The 14,534-nt window shown below is 73.6% G+C and carries 15 protein-coding genes; 10 read left to right on the top strand and 5 right to left on the bottom strand.

The features are described 5' to 3' along the window. Positions 1-130: 130 nt before the first annotated feature. Complete coding sequence (locus ACIQ7D_RS17225; RefSeq protein WP_403938269.1) at positions 131-1,111, bottom strand: DUF3027 domain-containing protein; 981 nt, start codon at positions 1,109-1,111, stop codon at positions 131-133. A gap of 606 nt (positions 1,112-1,717) precedes the next feature. Between ACIQ7D_RS17225 and ACIQ7D_RS17220 the strand changes: the two genes are divergently transcribed. The 4 genes from ACIQ7D_RS17220 to ACIQ7D_RS17205 are packed head-to-tail and all read left to right on the top strand — an operon-like array spanning position 1,718 to position 5,272. Continuing rightward, positions 1,718-3,100, top strand: a complete 1,383-nt coding sequence (locus ACIQ7D_RS17220) for an MFS transporter (RefSeq protein WP_403938267.1) — start codon at positions 1,718-1,720, stop codon at positions 3,098-3,100. A gap of 27 nt (positions 3,101-3,127) precedes the next feature. Beyond that, positions 3,128-3,607, top strand: a complete 480-nt coding sequence (locus tag ACIQ7D_RS17215) for a DUF2771 domain-containing protein (protein WP_403938266.1) — start codon at positions 3,128-3,130, stop codon at positions 3,605-3,607. 55 nt (positions 3,608-3,662) lie between these two features. Then, positions 3,663-4,415: a futalosine hydrolase gene (locus ACIQ7D_RS17210; RefSeq protein WP_403938265.1), complete on the top strand. Its 753-nt coding sequence runs from the start codon at positions 3,663-3,665 to the stop codon at positions 4,413-4,415. After that, positions 4,412-5,272: a 1,4-dihydroxy-6-naphthoate synthase gene (locus ACIQ7D_RS17205; protein ID WP_403938263.1), complete on the top strand. Its 861-nt coding sequence runs from the start codon at positions 4,412-4,414 to the stop codon at positions 5,270-5,272. The genes ACIQ7D_RS17210 and ACIQ7D_RS17205 overlap by 4 nt, the downstream gene beginning before the upstream one ends. A 150-nt stretch (positions 5,273-5,422) precedes the next feature. Here the strand turns inward: ACIQ7D_RS17205 and ACIQ7D_RS17200 are convergent, their stop codons facing one another. Next, the gene (locus ACIQ7D_RS17200) at positions 5,423-5,806 is read right to left on the bottom strand and encodes a cold-shock protein (RefSeq protein WP_384915336.1); all 384 of its coding nucleotides are present in this window, start codon (positions 5,804-5,806) and stop codon (positions 5,423-5,425) included. A gap of 174 nt (positions 5,807-5,980) precedes the next feature. On the opposite strand from ACIQ7D_RS17200, the gene ACIQ7D_RS17195 reads away from it, so the two are divergent. Next, positions 5,981-6,265, top strand: a complete 285-nt coding sequence (locus ACIQ7D_RS17195) for a hypothetical protein (protein ID WP_403938261.1) — start codon at positions 5,981-5,983, stop codon at positions 6,263-6,265. 66 nt (positions 6,266-6,331) lie between these two features. Here ACIQ7D_RS17195 and ACIQ7D_RS17190 read toward each other — a convergent pair whose 3' ends face one another. Beyond that, positions 6,332-7,030 (bottom strand): HAD family hydrolase, encoded by a 699-nt coding sequence (locus tag ACIQ7D_RS17190; protein ID WP_403938259.1) that lies wholly within the window; start codon positions 7,028-7,030, stop codon positions 6,332-6,334. Positions 7,031-7,210: 180 nt separating this feature from the next. Here ACIQ7D_RS17190 and ACIQ7D_RS17185 point away from each other — a divergent pair, with 180 nt between their 5' ends. Genes ACIQ7D_RS17185 through ACIQ7D_RS17175 form a run of 3 tightly spaced genes read left to right on the top strand, consistent with a single transcriptional unit; the run spans position 7,211 to position 10,271 of the window. Then, a complete protein-coding gene (locus ACIQ7D_RS17185; protein WP_403938257.1) occupies positions 7,211-8,254 on the top strand; it encodes a FecCD family ABC transporter permease in 1,044 nt (347 codons plus the stop codon). Then, complete coding sequence (locus tag ACIQ7D_RS17180) at positions 8,251-9,360, top strand: FecCD family ABC transporter permease (RefSeq protein WP_403938255.1); 1,110 nt, start codon at positions 8,251-8,253, stop codon at positions 9,358-9,360. Before ACIQ7D_RS17185 ends, ACIQ7D_RS17180 begins: the two co-directional genes overlap by 4 nt. Next, on the top strand, positions 9,357-10,271 hold the full coding sequence (locus ACIQ7D_RS17175; RefSeq protein ID WP_403938253.1) for an ABC transporter ATP-binding protein: 915 nt from the start codon (positions 9,357-9,359) through the stop codon (positions 10,269-10,271). Before ACIQ7D_RS17180 ends, ACIQ7D_RS17175 begins: the two co-directional genes overlap by 4 nt. Before the next feature lie 65 nt (positions 10,272-10,336). On the opposite strand, the gene ACIQ7D_RS17170 is transcribed toward ACIQ7D_RS17175, so the two are convergent. Next, positions 10,337-11,404 (bottom strand): methyltransferase, encoded by a 1,068-nt coding sequence (locus ACIQ7D_RS17170; RefSeq protein ID WP_403938251.1) that lies wholly within the window; start codon positions 11,402-11,404, stop codon positions 10,337-10,339. A gap of 248 nt (positions 11,405-11,652) precedes the next feature. Between ACIQ7D_RS17170 and ACIQ7D_RS17165 the strand changes: the two genes are divergently transcribed. Next, entirely contained in the window at positions 11,653-12,942 is a 1,290-nt protein-coding gene (locus ACIQ7D_RS17165) for a cytochrome P450 (RefSeq protein ID WP_403938250.1), read from the top strand. Positions 12,943-12,952: 10 nt separating this feature from the next. Next, entirely contained in the window at positions 12,953-13,171 is a 219-nt protein-coding gene (locus ACIQ7D_RS17160) for a ferredoxin (RefSeq protein WP_403938249.1), read from the top strand. Between the two features lie 37 nt (positions 13,172-13,208). Here the strand turns inward: ACIQ7D_RS17160 and ACIQ7D_RS17155 are convergent, their stop codons facing one another. After that, a complete protein-coding gene (locus tag ACIQ7D_RS17155) occupies positions 13,209-14,519 on the bottom strand; it encodes a hypothetical protein (RefSeq protein ID WP_403938248.1) in 1,311 nt (436 codons plus the stop codon). Between the last annotated feature and the right edge of the window lie 15 nt (positions 14,520-14,534).

Genomic DNA, 14,534 nt, shown 5'->3' with positions numbered 1-14,534 from the left:
CAGCACGCCCCCGGACGGCCCCGGACGCTCGGGGCACCGGTGCCGGAGCGGCGGGGGCAGCCGTGCGTGCGCGGGCAGCGGGGGAACCGCACCCCAGGAGGAGCGGGCCCGCGCCGAGTCGTCCGCCGGGCTACGAGTGCCCCAGGTCCTCCGTGTCGCCGTCCGTCACCGCGCCCGTCAGGACCGAGCCGCTGTCCCGTGCCGGGCGGAGCGGGAAGGCGTCCGTGCCGACCGAGTCCAGGACCGGGGGCGCCGGGCGCAGCGGCTTGGGCATGACGGCCGCCTCCGAGTGACCGCCGCAGCCGTACGCCAGGGAGACGACGTGGCCGTCCGCAGGGGAGAACTCGTTCGCGCAGACACCGAAGGCCTGGCGCAGCGAGCCCGCCAGGGGCAGCAGGAAGCCGCAGGAGACGCAGGGGGCGGGCGCCGCCTGGGCCATGGGGGTCTTCGCGCCGAAGGACTCGTCCCAGCGGTCGGCGGCCACATGCAGCCCGTAGCGGGAGAGGACCCGCGCCCGGCGCATGCCCAGCTCCTCCGCGACCGCCGCGATCGTGGCGCGGACCGGTACGGTGCCGGGCTCCCCGGGCTCCCCGGGCGCCCCGGGCTCCCCCGGCTCGACCAGATCGGCGGCGACCTCGGCGGCGTCCTCCGCCTCGACCAGGTCCGCGAGGTTCCGTGGCGTGACCTCGGGGACCACGGAGTTCGGCGGGGGCATGTCCTCGCCCGAGTAGCCGGGCTCCAGGCGCAGATCCTCCGCCTCGGTGGGCAGCAGATCGCCGGGGCCCATGTCGCCGGGGCGCAGCCGCTCGCTCCAGGGCACCCATTCGGGGGCCAGCAGGGAGTCCGAGCCGGGCAGCAGCACCGTTTCGTCCAGCGTGACGTTCTTCGCGCGGGAGGCGCGGGCGACCGTCACCGCCCAGCGCCAGCCCCGGTAACCGGGCTCCTTGCACTCGAAGAAGTGGGTGACGACCCTGTCCCCGTCAGCCACCGCCGAGACATGCTCCCCGACCACACCGGGTGCGGCGGCCTCCTCGGCAGCCGACCGGGCGAGGTCTACCGCCTCGGCGCACAGACGGTCAGGGATTCGGCTTCGCGTCGTCGCAGCACTCACAGGTCTCGCTTCTCTCCTACGCCGTCTCACGGGTGCGCCGGCCGAATCGCGATGTACGAGCCGAGGGCGGAGCGGACCAGAGGGCCGCATCGACGTCCACGCCCGATCTCTCCTCGGGCACGCCTACTGTCATCCATTCTGCGGGATGCCAAAGAGGCGCGCGGCCGAGAACAACCGCCGGTGGCGCGCTACGCACGCTACCCCCTCCGCCGCCCGCCGCCCACCTGCGCGTCGTCTTTCCCGCACTTCGGGCCACTCCGCAACCTGGCCGTAACCGAGTGGACCCCCACGGTGAACTGCGCGGGGACCCTCCCGTGCCCGTACGGGCGAGCCCCCCGGCGCCGTACGGTACGGGCGCGGCGCGGGGACGGGAGGTGCGCGGCCCTGAGGGCGGGAGGTGCGCCGGCCCCGGACCCAGCCGTCCGCCACCCGGGTGTATCCGCACCAGGTGTACGTGTACCCGGCCCCGACCGAGGGCAGGCGCCACCGCGTGAACAGCATCCGGCCCTCCGGCGGCCCGCGCCGGCTCCTCCGTCATGGGACCGTCACGGCCCCGTCATGCGCCGGATCGGTTCGCGCCAGAGGCCCTTGGGGCACTATGACGGGGTGGCAGCCGTAAGGTCGTCCGACGCGTACGCGTCCGGCGGCCCGCTCCGGAGGACCGGGCGGGCCGTCGGCCGCGCCGTGCGTCTGCCGTTCACCGCCTCCGCGCGCGGGATCAGGAAGGCGACCCACGCACACGGCGCGGGCGAGTCGGGGCTGGGCAAGCTGATCGAGCTGCACGCCGTGAACGGCGCGGGCGATGTCATGATCACCGTCGCGCTCGCCTCGACCGTCTTCTTCTCCGTACCGACCGACGAGGCGCGCGGCCGGGTCGCGCTCTACCTGGCCGTCACCATGGCGCCCTTCACGCTGCTCGCCCCGGTGATCGGCCCGCTCCTCGACCGTCTGCCGCACGGCCGCCGCGCCGCCATGGCCGCCGCCATGCTGACCCGTGCCGTCCTCGCGATCGCCATGTCGACGGCGGTGATCACCGGGGGCCTGGAGCTGTATCCGGCGGCGCTCGGGGTGCTGGTCGCGTCGAAGGCGTACGGGGTGGTCCGCAGCGCGGTCGTGCCCCGGCTGCTGCCGCCGCGCTTCTCGCTCGTACGCGCCAACTCCCGCGTCACGCTCGCCGGTCTGCTGGCCACCGGCGTGGCGGCGCCGATCGCCGCGGGGCTGCATCTGATCGGGCCGCGAGGGCCGCTGTACGGGGCGTGCGTGATCTTCCTGGGCGGTGCGGTCCTGGCGTTCACGCTGCCGCCCACGGTGGACTCGGCCAAGGGGGAGCGCAAGGCCCGGCTGGTCACCGTGGACCACGGCAGGAACGGCCGCCGGGAGAAGGAGCGGCGGCCCACGCTGCGGACGGTCGGGCCCGCCGTGCTCCACGGCCTCCAGGCCAACGCCTCGCACCGCCTCCTCTCCGGCTTCCTGACCTTCTTCCTCGCCTTCCTCCTGCGCGAACACCCGATCGCGGGCCAGAACGCGGCCGTCTCCCTCGGCATCGTCGGCGTCGCGGCCGGCGCGGGCAACGCGCTCGGTACGACGGTCGGCGCGTGGCTCAAGGCGCGCGCCCCCGAGCTGATCATCGCCACGATGCTGGGCATCGCCCTGTCCGCCACGGTCCTGGCGGCGCTGCTCTTCGGCGGCGTGATGATGGCGGTGCTGTGCGCGGTCGCCGGGTTCTCGCAGGCGCTGTCGAAGCTGTCCCTGGACGCGGTGATCCAGCGCGACGTGCCGGAGGAGGTGCGGACGTCCGCGTTCGCGCGCTCCGAGACGCTGCTCCAGATGTCCTGGGTGGTCGGGGGCGCGATCGGTATCGCGCTGCCGCTCAACGGGGCGCTGGGGCTGGGCGTGGCGGCGGGCATCCTGGCGCTGGGGGCGCTCGTGGCCGTACGGGGGCTGCTGACCACGGCGCGGCGCGGCTCGCCGCACCCGCGTGTGGCGTGAACGGGGGCGACCGATAGCCTTCCGCCCATGACCGTTGCGTTCTTCTCTGGTAGGTACCGCCGGGCCGGCGTGGCTCTCGGCGCGGTGTCCGCCGGACTCCTCGTCCTCGCCGCCTGTGACAAGCCGACGCCGCTCGCGACCGTGACGGTCAACAGCGACTCCGTCAACACCGAGGCCGCCTGCTACAACGACGGCAAGGCCGTCAAGGAGGCGGACATGCAGCCTTGCCTCAACAAGAAGGCCGACAAGACGATCACGGTCGCCGTGGACGACAAGATCCGCTTCGGTGTCGACCCGGAGATCGCCGAGCGCGGCTGGACGCTCTTCATCAACGGCCAGCCCGCCGAGCAGGAGCCGTACAAGAAGACGTACCGGTCCATCCCGGCCAGCGCGTTCTTCTCCAGCCAGACCGGTGAGACGACCAACGAGACGCAGGTCAGCGTGGTCGAGACGACGGGCAAGTCGCTGACCGGTGTCTGGCACTTCGCGTTCAAGAAGAGTTCCTGAACAGCGCTGACCCGACCCTGACCCGACCCCGACCGTCGCTTCGAGAGGTTCCGCCGTGCGTGTACTCGTCGTGACGGCCGTGGCGGCGGAGGCCGACGCCGTGGCCGCCGGGCTCGGCCGGTACGCGGCCAGTGGCGTACGGGAGCTGACCGGCGGGTACGAGATGACGGGCCACGCCCAGTACACGCCGCGCCCCGGCTCCGTGCAGATACCGGTGGTGGACGTGCTCGCGGGCGGGGTCGGGCCGACGGCCGCCGCGGTCGCCACGGCGACGGCGCTCGCGGCCTCCCCGTACGACCCTCCGTACCATCTGGTCGTCTCGGCCGGGATCGGTGGCGGCTTCCTGCCGCGGGCACCGATCGGCTCGCTCGTCGTCGCGGACGCCATGGTCGCGGCCGATCTGGGCGCGGACTCCCCCGACGGCTTCGCCGCCGTCGACGAACTGGGCTTCGGCCGCTCCGTACACCGTCCGCCGGCGGAACTCGCGGCCAGGATGGCGGCGGTGCTCGGCGCCGATCCCGCGCTCCCCACGCTCCTCGCGCCCGTCCTGACCGTCTCGACCGCGACCGGCACGGCCGCGCGCGCGGCGGAGCTGGCCGCGCGTCACCCGCGGGCCGCGGCGGAGGCGATGGAGGGGTACGGGGTCGCGGAGGCCGCCGCCGTCCACGGCGTACCGTGTACGGAGGTCCGCGCGATCTCGAACGCGATCGGCCCGCGCGACCGCGCGTCGTGGCGGATCGGCCAGGCGCTGGAGTCGCTGCGGACCGCGTTCACCCTGCTCACCCCTGTTTTCGAGGAGCCGTCATGACGCCCTCCCCCGCCGTTCAGCCGCTGCGGATCGCGTTCTCGCCGTGCCCGAACGACACCTTCGTCTTCGACGCCTGGGCGCACGGCCGGGTGGCGGGGGCGCCGGAGCTCGATGTCACGTTCGCGGACATCGACATCACCAACGGCATGGCGGAGCGCGGCGAGTTCGACGTACTGAAGGTCTCGTACGCCGTACTGCCCTGGATCCTCGACGAGTTCACGCTCCTGCCCTGCGGCGGCGCGCTGGGCCGCGGCTGCGGCCCCCTGGTCCTCACCAAGGAGGCGGGCGCCGATCTGACCGGGAAGACCGTCGCCGTACCGAGCGAGCGCTCGACGGCCTATCTGCTCTTCCGGCTGTGGGCGGCGGACGTGGTGCCCGGCGGCGTGGGCGAGATCGTCGTGCTGCCCTTCCACGAGATCATGCCGGCGGTACGGGACGGCAAGGTGGACGCCGGACTGGTCATCCACGAGGCGCGCTTCACCTATCAGAACTACGGGCTGCACAGCCTGGCCGACCTGGGCGAGCACTGGGAGTCCACGACGGGCCTGCCGATCCCCCTGGGCGCGATCGTCGCGAAGCGCTCCCTGGGCGCGGAGACGCTGCGGCTGCTGGCCGAGTCGGTCCGCCGGTCGGTCCGGATGGCCTGGGACGATCCCGAGGCGTCGCGTCCGTACGTACGGGAACACGCCCAGGAGATGGACCCGAGCGTCGCGGACCAGCACATCGGCCTGTACGTCAACGAGTTCACGGCGGACCTGGGCGAGGACGGCTACGCCGCCATCCGCGGCCTGCTGACCCGCGCGGCGGCGGAGGGCCTGGTCCCGGCCCTCCCGACGGGCGCGCTGGACTTCGCCTGAGCCCCGGACCCGCACCGAGGCAGAGGCCGCGGGCAGGACCGTGGAGGCGCGGAAGAAGGCCGGAGGCGGGGACGTGACGCCGTGTCGGACGGGACATGGCGTGACGTGCGCGCTCCGGCCTTCTCGGGACCGGCGTGAGGCGGCCGCCGGTCAGACGTCCAACTGGTCCGCCACCGCGCGGAGCAGGCCCGCGATCTTCGCGCCGTGGACCTTGTCGGGGTAGCGGCCGCGCTCCAGCATCGGGGTGATGTTCTCCAGCAGCGTCGTCAGATCCTGCACGATCGAGGCCAGTTCGTCCGGCTTGCGGCGCTGGGCCGCCGCCACCGAGGGCGTCGGGTCGAGGACCGTCACGGAGAGCGCCTGGTCACCGCGCTGGCCGGCGACGACGCCGAACTCCACACGCTGGCCCGGCTTGAGGGCGTCGACTCCGTCGGGGAGGACCGACGAGTGCACGAAGACGTCGCCGCCGCCGTCGCGGGAGAGGAAGCCGAAGCCCTTCTCGCTGTTGAACCACTTGACCTTGCCGGTAGGCACGTCTGTCCTCGTCCTTGTACTCGTTGGGGCGCTGGCGCGCGCGAAACGGCTCTGGATAGCACTACAGCGGGTCGTCGACCCGCCACACCCAAGGCTAATGGCCCAGGGGCTGGTGACAAGACGTTGCCGGACGGTTCCTGTCCGCTGCCTTCCGCAGGGAACTACCCTGGTGAGGTGACTGCTACTCCTGCACCCCGATCAACAGGCCGGCCGACGGGTACCGCGCGCGACGAGGCCGGGCCCGGCGACGGGCTGGTCCGGGCGGGCGCGATCGTCTTCATCGTCGGCGCCGTGGCCACGCTCGTCACGGTCACACCGCTGTTCCTCGGCTCGGACCCGTTCCCGACGATCGCCTACGCCGTGTCCATGCTGATGGGCGTCGGGTTCGCCGTCGCCGGCGCGGGCGTGCTGCGCTCGGTCGCCGCGCAGCGCAACCGGGACAAGGCCCAGCGGGCGTAGGGCCGTTCCGTCCGGTCCGGGCCCGGCACAGCGGGCGTAGGGCCGCCCGCGCGGGGCCGGGCTCCGTCAGAGCTGGGCCGCGCCCTTCACGTACCCCTCCAGCCAGGCGGGGAACGCCGTCAGGTCCGTCAGGACGACGTCCGCCCCCGCCGTACGCAACTCCTCCTCGCCGCACGGCCCCGTGGGTACGGCCACGGAGAGCGCCCCCGCCGTACGCGCCCCGCGCACATCGCCCGTGTGGTCGCCGACGTACACCGACGCCCCGTGCTCGCGCAGCGCCTCGCCCTTGGCCTCGGCCCACAGCCGGCCGATGACCGCGTCCGGTTCGATGCCGAGGTGGCCGAGGTGGAGCTTCGCGTTCGGCTCGTGCTTGGCGGTGACGACGATCGCGCGGCCACCGAGCGCCTGGACGGCGGCTATCGCCTCGCGGGCGCCGGGCATCGCCAGGACCGGGGCGATCGCGAATGTGGGATAGATCTCCCTGTACCGGTCGCCCATCTCCGCGATCCGTGTCTCGGGGAACCAGTGCGCCAGTTCCTCGTCGAGCGGCGGTCCGAGCCGGCTGACGGCGAGGTCCGCGTCGATGTGCACCCCGGTCTCGGCGGAAAGCGCCTGGTAGACGGCGTGGATACCGGGCCGGGAGTCGATGAGGGTCATGTCGAGGTCGAAGCCGACCACCGGGCCCGGCCGGTCCGTACGCGGTGCCGTGGATGTGGTGGATGCCGTCGTTGTCACCGATGTCGTGGAGGGTGCCATGCGGGCCATTCTGCCCGGGCCGCCCGGCCACCGGTCGGCCCCGTGGGATGGCTTGAACCGGATGCTTAGACTTAGCCAAGCCTTACCACTGCTCCGCCGCTCCGTCGCTCCGTCGCTTCGTCTCTTCCGCCTCTCGACCTCCTCTCCGCCGCGCCCGCCGCCCGCCCCGACCGCCTCCGATGGGTTCCGATGCCAGCCGCCGTCGTCCCGACGACCCCGTCCCGTACCGCCAGGGGCGGACTCGTCGTCCGCCGAGTCGGCTGGACGGTGGCGGGCGTCGTGGCCGTCCTGCTCGCCGTCCTGTTGAGCCTCGCCGTCGGGGCGCGGGCCGTCGCGCCGTCCGCCGTCGTCGACGCCCTGCTGGGCTCCGGGCACGGGGACGACGCCGAGGTGATCCGCCAACTGCGCGTCCCGCGCACCCTGATCGGGCTGATGGTCGGCGCCGCGCTCGCCCTCGCCGGTACGGCCCTCCAGGGCATCACCCGCAACCCGATCGCCGACCCCGGCATCCTCGGCGTCAGCCAGGGCGCCTCGGTGGGCGTCGTCCTGGCCATCGCCTTCGCCGGGGTGCACACCCTCAGCGGCTACGTCTGGTTCGCGTTCGCGGGCGCGGGCGTCGCCTCGGTCGCGGTGTACGCGATCGCCGCCCGGGGGCGCGGCGGCGCGACCCCCGTCAAACTCGCCCTCGGCGGCGCGGCGATCAACGCGCTGCTGGTGTCGGTGACGATGGCGGTCCTGACGACGAGCGCGGCGACGCTGGACGAGTTCCGCTTCTGGCAGGTCGGGGCGCTCGCCGGCCGCGGCTCCGAAGTGGCCGCCCAGGTCTGGCCGTTCCTGCTGGCCGGCACGGTCCTGGTGGTCTCCGTGGCGCGCGGCCTGGACGCGCTGGCGCTCGGCGAGGACGTCGCGAAGGGGCTGGGCCAGAACGTCGCGGCCGTACGGATCCTGGGCGGCGTCGGCGCGACCGTGCTGACCGGTGTGGGCGTCGCGGCGGCGGGCCCGATCGCCTTCATCGGGCTGGCCGTTCCGCACATCGCCCGCGCGCTCGTCGGCACCGACCACCGCTGGGTGCTCCCGATGGCCGCGCTGATCGGCCCCGTCATGCTGCTGGTCTCCGATGTGATCGGCCGGATCGTCTTCCCGCCGAGTGAGGTTCCGGCAGGGGTGATGACGGCGCTGATCGGGGTGCCGTTCCTGGTCACGCTCGTACGGCGGAAGGCGGTGCCCGCGTGACGACCACCGCGAAGTCCCTCGTGGACGACGCTCCGGCTCCGCCCCGGTCCGGGATACGGCCCGCCGGGTACACACGGATACGGGCCGCGCGCGGATCGTTCCTGCTGCACCGGCGCTCCGCCGTCGTCGCCGCCGGGCTCGCCGCCGTCCTCGCCGCCGCCTGTGTCGCGTATCTGAGCGTGGGCGAGAGCTTCGTACCCCCCGCCGAGGTGCTGAAGGTCCTCACCGGACAGCCGTCCTCGCAGGAACTGGTCGTCGGGACGCTGCGGCTGCCGCGCATGGTGGTCGGGCTGCTCGTCGGGCTCGCGTTCGGGGTCGCGGGCGCGCTGATCCAGACCGTCGCCCGCAACCCGCTCGCCAGCCCCGACATCATCGGCGTCAGCCAGGGCGCGAGCGCGCTCACGGTCGGCGCGATGACGTACGGGGTGACGTCCTTCTCCGTACTCCCCTACCTCTCCGTCACCGGCGGCATCGTGGCGGCGGGGCTGGTGTACGTCTTCGCGTGGCGCGGCGGACTGCACGCCACACGTTTCGTCCTCATCGGCATCGGCTTCGCGATCGCGCTGCGCTCGATCACCACGCTCTTCCTGACCAAGGGCGACTATCTGGTCGCCCAGCAGGCCCAGGTCTGGATGACGGGCTCGCTCAACGGGCGCGGCTGGGACGTGGCCGCCCCGCTCGGCTGGGTGCTGCTGGCGGCCCTGCCCGCGGTGGCATGGGCGGCGTACGCGCAGCGCACCGTCTCGATGGACGACGACACCGCCACCGCGCTCGGCGTACGGCTCGGGCGCGTCCGGCTCGGTCTGGTGCTGCTCGGTGTGGTGCTGGCGTCGGTGGCGACGGGCGCGGCGGGCCCGGTCGACTTCGTGGCGCTGCTGGCGCCGCAGATCGCGCGGCGTATGACGCGTACGGCGCAGATCCCGCTGGCGTGCTCGGCGCTGATGGGCGCGGTGATCGTCGTCCTGGCGGATCTGCTGGCGCGCAGGCTGCTCTCGCCGACCGAACTGCCGGTGGGGGTGCTGACGGCGGCGGTGGGCGCCCCGTATCTGATCTGGCTGATCGTCCGCGGACGTACCGCGGGAACCGGCACGGGAGGCAAGGGATGAGCAAGCTCGTCGCGCGTGAGCTGACGCTCGCCTACGAGGACCGTACGGTCGTCCACGAACTGGACCTGGCCGTCCCGGACGGGCGGGTCACGGTCATCGTCGGCCCCAACGCCTGCGGCAAGTCGACCACCCTGCGCGCGCTGGGCCGGCTGCTGCGGCCGAAGGGCGGTTCTGTCCTGCTGGACGGTACGGAACTGGCGCGCATCCCGACCCGGCGGATCGCCCGGTCGATCGGGCTGCTGCCGCAGTCGCCGGCCGCACCGGAGGCGATCACCGTCGCCGACCTGGTGGCGCGCGGCCGGCAGCCGCACCAGCACTGGTGGCAGCAGTGGTCGGACGAGGACGAGCGCGCGGTGACCGACGCGATGGCCCGTACGGACGTGACCGCGCTCGCCGACCGGCCGGTGGACGAGCTGTCGGGCGGGCAGCGCCAGCGCGTCTGGATCGCGATGGCGCTGGCCCAGGAGACGGAACTGCTCCTCCTGGACGAGCCGACGACCTTCCTGGACATCGCGCACCAGGTGGAGGTCCTCGACCTGGTACGCCGCCTCAACCACGAGCAGGGCCGCACGGTCGTGATCGTGCTCCACGACCTCAACCAGGCGGCCCGGTACGCGGATCACCTGGTCGCCATGAAGGCGGGCCGCATCGTGGCGGAGGGTGCGCCGGGGGAGATCGTCACGGCGGAGCTGGTACGGGAGGTCTTCGGGCTGGAGTCGGTGGTGGTCCCCGACCCGGTGACGGGGTCACCGCTGGTGGTGCCGGGGGCGCCGTACAGCCCGGAGGGAAACGGTACGGCGGCGGACGGGGCGCGGGCGAGGACGGCGGCGTCGACGGCGGCGACGGCGGCGGACGGGAAGACCGTGGCCGCCGGGGGCCGCTCCGGCCGGGAGGGCGGGCGCAGCGACTGACAGCCGGTCACGTCGGCCTCCGGAGCGGCCGAGGAGCCGTTTCCGCCGGTCGCTCGGTCGCTCGGTCAGCCGGTCGCGCACTCGAAGGCGTGATGCCCGCTGGACAGCCTCTCGACGGAGAGCACACCGAAGTCCGCCGCGCTCAGCAGCGCGCGCAGGTCGTCATGGCGCTCGAAGCCCCGCGTCGCCTTCCCGCAGATCACCGTCTGGAAGAGCGAGTGGGCCGCGTCGGATTCCGCCCCGAGAAGCGGTTCCATCACGATCAGCCGGGGGCGCGGCACACCCGGGGCGCGCCTCTGCGCGGTACGGGTCATCGCCCGGCGCACCGCGCCGAGGATGCGGACGCCGCCCTCGTGGGACCAGTCGTGCAGGACGTTCTTGAGCAGATACAGGTCACCGCCCTCGGCCACCTCCTGGAAGATGTCCGACGGATGGAACCTGAGCCGGCCCGCGAGGGGGTGCCCGGCGGTCGCGGCCAGCCGGGCGCTCGCCCGCTCGCAGACGCTCGGCCGGTCGACGCACACGCCTTCCAGGTGCGGGTTGCCCGTCAGGATCGACGTGACCATCGTGCCGTCGCCGCCGCCGACATCGACCACCCGCCGTACCCCGGAGAAGTCGAACCGCTCCACGAGCGCGGCAGCCGCCGGAACCGCCAACTCCGCCATCGCCGCGTCGAAGACGCCTTCCGCCTCCGGGTTGCGGCCCAGGTACTCGTAGAGCGGAACGCCGAAGACCTGCTCGAACCCGGACCGTCCGGTACGGGCGGTGCCGAGCAGCCCGCCGAGGGCGTCGTCATACGTCTCGCCCAGCAGGATGAGGAAGTTCCGCAGGGATCCCGGGTGATCGCTCCGCAGCGCGGCGAAGCCCGCCGCCAGCCCGAACGCCCCGTGCCGGTCGCGCTCGAAGATCCCGCACGGGACGAGCACCTGGAGAAGGAGCGGCAGTACGTCGGGGTCGGCGCCGGTGCGCTCGGCGATCTCGTCCGCCGGCAGGAACCCGCCGTCCAGGACATCGGCGACGCGCAGCCTGGCCACCACCGCCAGCACGCGCGAGGCGCAGCCGCCCGCCGCGATCTCCATGAGACGTGCGCCGCCCCGTACGGCTTCCTCGTGGTCGATCGTTCCGTTGCTCACAGTCTGCCGCCTTTACCTGGGCCCGTTCGCGGGACACCGGGAACAACGAGGCGCAGGGGCCGGGAGCAACGCCCCGGGCGCCCGGGCGGCGCACGTACACGTGAACACGTGCAGCCACGTACGGATGAATCCGCGCTCTTCCCGAGGCGCCGGGGGCCGCTGATCGGCAGGCTGTCCCCGGGCGAACGTTCCCGGGCGAACCGAACGCTCCCGGGCGAGCACGGAACCCGAGGATGGCGAGGAAGACCGTGACAGCTACCGCCGGCACCCCGGCCGACACCCCTTCGACATCGACCGCCGAACAGACGGATCAGACGGGTCCGGCGGTCCGGGCTCCCGGCTTTCCGATGGAGCGCGCCTGCCCGTATCAAACGCCCCCGGGATACGACCGGTTGCGCGAGTCCGGGCCGCTGTCGCAGGTGGCCCTGTACGACGGCCGGCTGGTCTGGCTGGTCTCCGGGAACGCCGAGGGCCGCGCTCTGCTGCCCGATCCGAGGCTCTCCTCCGACACCGACCGCCCCGACTTCCCCTTCCTGACGGAACGCCTCGCCTCCCAACGGTTCGACGCCCTCCCCCTGATCGGCACGGACGACCCCGAACACGCCCACCAGCGCAAGCTGTTGACCTCAGGCTTCGGCATCCGCCGGATCGCCGCCCTGCGTCCGTACATCGAGCGGACGGCCGAGGCGCTGCTCGACCGGATGGTCGGCGGGGGCGACCGGGCGGACCTGGTGACCGCCTACACCCTGCCCCTCGCTTCCGACTCGACCTTCGCGCTGCTGGGCGTACCGGAGGAGGACCGTCCCCAGCTCGACGCGTGGTCCCGGCGCGCGCTCTTCCCGGCCGACGCGGCCGACGCGGACTCGCCCGCGCAGGCGTTCCAGGACATTCTCGACTATCTACGCGACTTGATCGCGCGGAGGGAGCGGGTGCCCGGCGACGGGCTGATCGACGACATGATCGCGAGCGCCCGGAACCGGGACGGCGCGGATCCGGGCGGCGTGGATCTGGAGGGGCTGGTGACGATCTGTTCGGTCCTGATGGTCGGCGGCAACGAGAGCACGTCCAGCACGATCGCCACCTCCGTCCTGGCCCTGCTCGAACACCCGGACCAGCTCGCCGCGTTGCGGAACGACGCATCGCTGACCGCGGGCGCGGTCGAGGAGCTGACGCGGCTGATCTCGGTCACGGACGCGCTCCAGAGGGTGGCGACGGAGGACATCGAGATCGCCGGACGGACCATCAGGAAGGGCGACGGCGTGATCATCTCGACGATGCTGATGAACCGGGACCCGAACGCCTGGGAGGATCCGAACGTCCTGGACATCCGCCGCAAGGCGGGCCGCCATGTCGCTTTCGGCTACGGCATCCACCAGTGCGTCGGGCAGAACCTGGCCCGCGCCGAGATGGAGATCGCCCTCAACACGCTGCTGCGCCGTGTTCCGTCCCTCCGGCTGTCCGTCTCCCCGGAGCAGGTACGCGGCAGCGTCCCGCACGCGCTGCTGGGCGGCGTGGCCGAGTTGCCGGTCGCCTGGTAGCGCGCCCGCCATGACCCTCGGCATTCCTGTCGACATCGACACCGACCGGTGCATCGGCGCGGCGATGTGCGTACTGCACGCGCCCGCCGTGTTCACCCAGAACGACGACGGCGTGGCCGAACTGCTGCCGGGCGACGCGGACGACGCCGGGGATCCGGACCACGGGGACGACGCGGCGGTCCGCGAGGCCGTGGCGACCTGCCCCGTACAGGCGATCACCCTGCGGTAGCCGCCCACGTCCGCGCCGAGAAGTCCCGCGCCGGGGCCTATCCCGCCCGCTTCCGCCGGGCGCGCCAGACCAGGTAGAGCGCGGACGACACCGCCGCCGTACGGAGCACCACCGGCCAGACCCCGGACAGCGCGTCCGCCATCCCGTCCTTCGGGATCACCTCGCCCCAGCGGCCGTCCGTCCGGCCCCAGATCCAGACCAGGCCGCCGGCCGCCGACACGCCCGGGAGGCCGAAGACCGCCCACTTCGCCTCGGCGCGGGAGAGGGTCCGGGAGGCGTACGCGAGGAGCCAGCCGCCGCCGAGGGCCAGCCAGGAGCCGAGGAACGCGCCCGCGACCAGCAGGGCGGCCGCCAGCAGCAGGAACGGGTTGGACAGACCGTTGGCCTTGGCCTCGCGGGGCCGGGCGCGGAGCCGGAACCTCCGGCGGGGGCGTGTGCCGCTCGCCGCGTCGTCCGGGACCCCGGCGGCCTCCGTGCCGGTGCCGTCCGCGCCGTCCGCCGCCGACTCCGGATCGGTCGCGTCCGCCGGGCCCGCCGTCTTCTTCGGCGGTGGTGGCGGCCTGAGCATGTCGGGGATCTCGACCCCGCCCACGAACCCGTGCGTCGGCCCCATCGTCGTGCCGCCCATGCCGCCCATGCCCGCGGGCCCGGAGTCGATCCGCCACCAGTCGGGCCCCGGGCGGGCCCGGGGCGGCGTCCTCGGCGCGGAGGGAGCGGAGGCCGCCGGGGGTACGGAGTCCTCGGGGGGTACGGGGGACTCCGACGCCTGCGCGGGGATCCTGGGCCCCGCTTCCGCCGCGGAGGGAGGGACGGCCGGCGGGGCGGCGGGCGGTGGGGCGAAGGGCATCGGGGTGACGGTCCAGACCTCCGGCTCCTCCGGCTTCTCCGGCTGCTCCGGCTTCTCCGTCTGCTCCGGCTCCGCATACCCTCGCGGCTCCATGGGCCTTGCCGGCTCGGCCGCCCCGGGCCCCTCCGATGCCTTCGGTGCCTTGGAGCCCTTGGCCCCCTTCGCCCCCAGCAGGCCGAACCCCTTCGTCAGCCCCGTCCGCTGCACCGGTACCGCGACCTCCGGCGGCTCAGGGGCCCGCGCCGCCGCCGTACCCCCGTCCCCGTTCCCGCCCCGCCGTGCGGCCTCCCGTACCAGCGCGTGCGGCTCCCCCAGCCGTCCCAGGATCCGGCGGACCGCGGCCGGGCTGTCGGTGCCGAACTTCCCGCGCTGCTTGTCGATCTCGTTCCGCAGCGTCGAGACCAGCCGCATCCGGTCCCCCGAGGGCAGGTGCTGCTGCTGGGCCGCGTCCCCGACACGACTCAGGTAGTCGTAGACGAGCTGGTCGCTCTCGATCCCCACACTGTCCTCCGCACA

Origin of the sequence: Streptomyces sp. NPDC096310 (assembly GCF_044763125.1) — a bacterium.
Taxonomy (GTDB): Bacteria; Actinomycetota; Actinomycetes; order Streptomycetales; family Streptomycetaceae; genus Streptomyces.
This window is presented reverse-complemented; position numbering and strand designations above follow the sequence as displayed.